A 5,916-nucleotide genomic window follows, 5' to 3' on the forward strand; every position below is an offset into this window, starting at 1 on the left:
CATTCTACTGATAACGCCGTTGCTAAAGCACCAGAATCCGTTAAAGCATCAAGTGCTAAGTCTGATAAAAGTGCTCAGATTGCTAACAAACAGGTTGCCAATAAACAAGAAGCTAGTAATCAAAACATGAGCAGCCAGATAGATGCTAACAAGATTGCTATCAGTAATGCGAATGCTAATAAAGGACCTGTACCATTGAAACGACGTCGTCGTCAGCCAAGTACTGGTGATATGTAACATTGGTTATGGCTACAAAGGTCAAAGGATAGCGATAAGTATGAGCCTTACTGACCATCATAATGATGCTAATAACTGTGCGACTGATGACAGTAAACGTCCTTGGGTTACTTGTTATGTTGGCTTGGGCAGCAATCTAGCAAATGAGCTTGGGTCGCCTGTTGAACATTTACAGCACGCATTTGAAATGATACAAAATGAAGAAAAAATACGCACAGTGCGTATTTCTTCATTTTATGCCTCGGTGCCGATGGGACCGCAAGATCAGCCAGATTTTGTGAACGCCGTTGCTGTTTTTGAGACTATATTAACGCCATTTGAGCTGCTGAAATTTTGCCAACAGTTAGAGCAGCAAGCAAAGCGTTCCCGCCTTCGGCATTGGGGTGAGCGCAGTCTTGATGTCGATATATTGTTGTATGGCGATGAGCGGCTTACCGAGCCAACATTAACGATACCGCATGCGGGCTTGCATGAGCGTAACTTTGTTTTGATACCATTACGAGAGCTCGCGCCTAAGCTAATGATTGCTGGAAAGTCGATAGTCGATTATTCACAAAGCAGCGATTGGGCAGGTTTGAAGGTGTTAGAGCAAGTTGTTAGAACATAATACCTTAAGCTATAAATAAATAGAGAGACATTCATTTAAAGTGAATGATGGTTGATTAAGAGTCAAAAGCATTGGGGATGATATAACGATATGACAACGTTATCTACTTTAAATAAGTTTAAAAAAGACGGTACCAAATTTACTTGTTTGACCTGTTATGACGCTATGTTTGCGCGCATGATGGAAAAAGCTCAAATTGATACGATTTTGATTGGTGATAGCTTAGGTATGGTAGTGCAAGGTCATGATTCAACCTTACCTGTTACGGTCGATAATATGGCTTATCATACTGCTAATGTCGCCCGTAGCAATAAACAAGCGCTCATTTTAGCGGACTTACCCTTTATGAGCTATGTCACGCTGCCAGAAGCCATTGCTAATAGCCGCAAGCTGATGCAAGCAGGCGCGCACGTAATTAAAATCGAGGGCGGTCGTGAGCTTTGCGAGTTGGTCACCATATTAGCACAAGCAGGAACGCCCACTTGTGTACATTTGGGATTAACACCGCAGTCGGTAAATGTTTTTGGCGGTTATAAAGTCCAAGGTCGCGGCGATGAAGCAGGTCAAAAACTCCTTGAAGATGCAAAAGCTGTGGTTGACGCTGGTGCAGCGCTTTTGGTATTAGAATGCGTGCCTGCTGAGCTTGCCAAAGCGGTAACGGAAGCGGTCGCTGTACCAGTGATTGGTATTGGGGCAGGCGCTGATACCGATGGTCAAGTATTGGTCATGCACGATATGCTCGGCATGGTTCATGGTCACTCACCGCGTTTTGTTCATGATTTTTTGACTGATGAGCGCAACAATGATCATAGTATCGAAGGCGCATTTGCCCTTTATCAGCAGTCAGTAAAGGAAGGTAGCTTCCCAACAGAGCAGCATCAGTTTAGCTAAGAAAATATCAAATTTCAGTAATTAAGCTTATCCGTAAAAGAGCAGTTAATCATGCCAACGATTCACCACTATATATCAGACCTACGCGCTGCTCTACAGCCTTATCGGACAGCGCAGCGTATTGCCTTAGTACCTACAATGGGCAATCTACATGATGGTCATCTAGAGCTAGTCAATATCGCTAAGCGACATGCCGATATTGTCGTGGTCAGTATTTTTGTGAATCCAACCCAGTTTGGGGTTGGTGAAGACTTTGATAGCTATCCTCGCACTTTAGATGACGATGTTGCCAAGCTCGCAACCGTTGGTGCCGACTATGTTTTTGCTCCTACTATTGATGAGATGTATCCGATATTGCCGCCGCCAACCTCAGTACGTGCCGGTGAGATTACCAGTCAGCTATGTGGTCAATCGCGCCCTCATCACTTTGATGGTGTCGGCATTGTCGTCTCCAAGCTTTTTAATATTGTGCAGCCTGATGTGGCGGTATTTGGGCAAAAAGATTATCAGCAATTGGCGATAATCAAGCAACTGGTTCGTGATTTGAGCTATCAAATCGAGATTGTTGGCGCGCCTATTATTCGTGCGGCTGATGGCTTAGCATTGTCATCGCGTAATCAGTATTTAAGCGAGTCTGAGCGCCAAAAAGCGCCTATCTTGCAGCAGGAGTTGCAGTATTTAGCCAAACAAATTGGCGATACTCAGCAGCCATTAGAGGCACTTTTGGCGGCATCTCGTGAGCGTATTACCAATGCCGGTTTTATTATTGATTATTTAGAAGTGAAGAATGCTGAGCTGACAGCTGTTGATTATAAAGAGATAAATAGCAGCGCCCATAAGCAAGACTGGGTTATCTTGGTAGCGGCATGGCTAGGACGTGCGCGTTTGCTGGACAATCATTTAGTGATGGTCAGTTAACCGTCATAACATTGTACATTGTCATTTATAACACTACTGCTATTTGCTGGATGCACTTTATTAGGATGATGGAATATGCAGGTAAATCAGGACACCCATAAAGCTCAATCAAAGCTTATAGATTCTAACGAATCCGTTGGTGATAGATTAAGTATCTTGGTAGTGTCAGGACGTTCAGGTTCAGGGAAAACTTCGGTACTTAATATTCTCGAAGATTTAGGTTTTTATTCGATTGATAATTTACCTTTATCCCTTGTGCCTGAAGCGGCACAAAAGTTGGTTTGTGATAGTGGGATTAAACGCATTGCCCTTGGGGTTGATATTCGCACGCCGCGTGCAGATTTATCTAACTTTGCCGACATTCACGACAGTTTAAAGCAGACCTATGGGGAAGAGGCGGTCACGGTGATGTATGTGACGGCGCAAGAAGAGACGCTTGTTGCACGCTTTAATGCCACTCGCCGCATTCATCCGTTGATGGTTTTAGATACCAAAGCTGTAGAAAATAACGTTGACAATTTACCGGCGGCAATCGAGAAAGAACTTCAGATGTTGCAGCCGATATTTAAGCATGCCGATATCAAGATAGATACTAGTATGCTCAATATCCATCAGCTAAAAGAGCGTCTGCGTAATTATGTCGGCGTGGACAATAAGATTGTGATTAACCTGTTATCGTTTGGCTTTAAGTATGGCAGTCCTATCGATGCAGATTTTGTCTTTGATGTACGTATCTTACCCAATCCGCATTGGAACCCGAGTCTACGAGCCGCGACAGGTCTTGATGCCGAAGTGGGTGCGTTTTTTGCGGATTATCCAGAGGTCGCTGAGATGACTAAAGATATCACTACATTCTTAAATCGCTGGCTACCGGATTTTCTCCACAACAATCGCCATACGGTGACGGTCGCCATTGGCTGTACTGGCGGTAAGCACCGCTCGGTATTTATCACCAAACACTTGCAAGACAGATTACAAGATAGCTTGCCAGAAGGCTTAACCGTAACGGCCAAACACCGTGAAAAGCATCGTTGGTAGAGTCTAAAAAACCTTTATACTTATTATTTATTGTTAAAAATGGAAAGCTTTTATGATTGACTGGTCAGAACAAGATATGCGCGTATCGCGCACAGAGCTCAAAAAATCTCATGAGCGCTTGCAACAGTTGTCGATACCGCTTGCCAACTTATCGAAAAAACAACTTAAAGCTTTACCAGCTAGCGATTATTTTATGGCGGAATTGCTGGCGCTTGCCGATATTACCAGCGCCAATGCACGCAATCGTCAGACCAAACGCGTTGGCAAGCTTATGATTGAAGAAAATCGCCATGAGCTGATAAAGGCATTATTTGATGCATACTTTCCTAAAGAACAAGTTTCTAAGATAGAGAGCTGGTATGAGCGTCTAAATATCAATGATGAAGGTACGCTCAAGCAGTTTGTTAAACAATATAAAGCCTCTGAGCACCATAGTATGTATCAGCTATTGCTCTGGATTGAGTATGCTAAGCATACAAATGATGAGGAGCTAATGGCAGAGTCAAAAGCAGATTTGGCCAGTTATATACGCGAAGTCGCTATTTTGACGAATCTAAAAAAATAGCGAAGAGAGACATGGGCAAGCGAATTTGGTTTAGTGGATACCTATAAAATACTAAAACACAAAAAAGCCAATCGTTAATGATTGGCTTTTTTATTTGCTAAGAATAAGAAATAGCTTCTTTATGCTTAACTGAGAATACTGATACTATTTCTTTTCAGCACGTACTTTGTCAACTAGGAAATCAACCACTTTAGGCACGACGGCACTTTCACCCGTTACGACGTATTTGCCTTGCACAACAACGGCTGGTACACCTGATAGCTGATAACGCTTAGCACCTGCTTGTGAGCGACCGATTTTGGTACCAACAGCAAAAGAGTTATAAAGACTGTTAAATTTCTTTTCGTTCACACCTTTTGAGGCATACCATTTGCTCAGTGAAGACTGGTCAAATAACTGCTTGCCATCTTTATGTACGGCATTAAATAAAGCATCATGGGTCTTGTCTTCAAAACCCAGTAATTGTGCGGCATAAAAACCACGGGCACTGGCTTCCCATACAGGGTTTAGCGCTGCTGGGGTTTTAAAGAATGCCACATCTTTGTCTTTAGTTTTTGCCCATTTTTCCATGTGTGGATTGAGGACGTTACAATGCGGGCAACCATACCAAAAAAACTCACGCACAATGATAGCATCACCGCTGATTTTTTCTGGATTATCTAATACACGATAGTCTTTTCCTGCGACATAATTGGCAGCTTGTGCACCCATATTGGCAAATCCAATAGCGCAAGCTAGACCAGTTAATGCGATGATACGTTTCATACTTATTCCTTGAAATAACAACATTCAGAAGTTTGCTTTGATATTAATAGCTTTGATAGTTATATAAATGCCAAAGCAAATAAGCAATGACAAAGCTAATAGACAATGAAGGGTCGTCGAAGTCGACCTAGCATAGAATAGCAACTATAATAGCGTAAAATGTGACTATTTGTGAACCCGATTCTTAACTAATGGTTGTAAAGCTGTCAGTCATTATTTAAGGTATCTTACTTGTGAATTTTAATCTTAAGGCATTTAATCTTATGATTTTAATGGTTATCGATATTTAAAGCGTTGATAGGGCAGTTCACAATCGGTGACGATGTACTTACGGCAGCGCCGCTACACTCATGTTAATATTGAGTCTTTAATCACATACTATAACAATAAAGGAAAAACTATGAGCCAAGCCTTATCTTCTGAGCAGTCTTTGCCTACTCAATCGAATGATGATGTCGTCGATAATATGCTCAATAATGCTGCTATCAATGTCGATCCAAGCGAAGTTGAGAAGTTTAATAACTTGGCAGGTGAGTGGTGGAATAAAACCGGTGCCTTTGCCACGTTACATGAAATCAATCCGCTGCGTCTAAATTGGATAGAAGAGAATGTTAAGCGCGGTTATGAGAGTGTTGATAGTCAAAGAACTGCAGAGACGGGTTTGGCAGGTAAAAAAATCCTTGATGTTGGTTGCGGCGGCGGTATCTTGTCAGAATCTATGGCGCGTCGCGTTGCGGATGTGACTGGTATCGACCTTGGAACAGAAAACCTCAAAGCGGCAAGCCTTCATGCTGAGCAAAGCAACTTACAAGACACCTTGCGCTATCAGCATATCCCAGTTGAAGCCTTGGCTGCTACCCATGCAGGTCAATTTGATGTGGTCACCTGTATGGAG

The 5,916-nt window shown here is 42.6% G+C and carries 8 protein-coding genes; 7 read left to right on the forward strand and 1 reads right to left on the reverse strand.

From position 1 onward, the window contains the following. The 6 genes from VLN09_RS03030 to yjgA all read left to right on the forward strand — a co-directional run. A partial coding sequence (locus VLN09_RS03030) for a hypothetical protein (RefSeq protein WP_325243726.1) occupies positions 1-237 on the forward strand: 237 nt, incomplete at its 5' end. Between the two features lie 40 nt (positions 238-277). Continuing rightward, positions 278-844 carry a 2-amino-4-hydroxy-6-hydroxymethyldihydropteridine diphosphokinase gene (gene folK / locus VLN09_RS03035; RefSeq protein WP_414709076.1) on the forward strand — a complete coding sequence of 189 codons (567 nt, stop codon included), beginning with the start codon at positions 278-280 and terminating at the stop codon, positions 842-844. 90 nt (positions 845-934) lie between these two features. Next, positions 935-1,735 (forward strand): 3-methyl-2-oxobutanoate hydroxymethyltransferase, encoded by an 801-nt coding sequence (panB, locus tag VLN09_RS03040; RefSeq protein WP_325243727.1) that lies wholly within the window; start codon positions 935-937, stop codon positions 1,733-1,735. A gap of 51 nt (positions 1,736-1,786) precedes the next feature. Further along, positions 1,787-2,653: a pantoate--beta-alanine ligase gene (gene panC / locus VLN09_RS03045; protein WP_325243728.1), complete on the forward strand. Its 867-nt coding sequence runs from the start codon at positions 1,787-1,789 to the stop codon at positions 2,651-2,653. Positions 2,654-2,728: 75 nt separating this feature from the next. Further along, positions 2,729-3,691, forward strand: coding sequence for an RNase adapter RapZ (rapZ, locus tag VLN09_RS03050; RefSeq protein ID WP_325243729.1), 963 nt, complete (start codon positions 2,729-2,731; stop codon positions 3,689-3,691). A gap of 52 nt (positions 3,692-3,743) precedes the next feature. Beyond that, entirely contained in the window at positions 3,744-4,256 is a 513-nt protein-coding gene (gene yjgA, locus VLN09_RS03055) for a ribosome biogenesis factor YjgA (protein ID WP_325243730.1), read from the forward strand. Positions 4,257-4,400: 144 nt separating this feature from the next. On the opposite strand, the gene VLN09_RS03060 is transcribed toward yjgA, so the two are convergent. Continuing rightward, the gene (locus VLN09_RS03060) at positions 4,401-5,021 is read right to left on the reverse strand and encodes a thiol:disulfide interchange protein DsbA/DsbL (RefSeq protein ID WP_325243731.1); all 621 of its coding nucleotides are present in this window, start codon (positions 5,019-5,021) and stop codon (positions 4,401-4,403) included. A gap of 400 nt (positions 5,022-5,421) precedes the next feature. Here VLN09_RS03060 and ubiG point away from each other — a divergent pair. Next, positions 5,422-5,916, forward strand: a 495-nt coding sequence (gene ubiG / locus VLN09_RS03065) for a bifunctional 2-polyprenyl-6-hydroxyphenol methylase/3-demethylubiquinol 3-O-methyltransferase UbiG (RefSeq protein ID WP_325243732.1), incomplete at its 3' end; no start/stop codon positions are given.

It is taken from the genome of Psychrobacter sp. (genome assembly GCF_035469765.1).
GTDB lineage: Bacteria > Pseudomonadota > Gammaproteobacteria > Pseudomonadales > Moraxellaceae > Psychrobacter.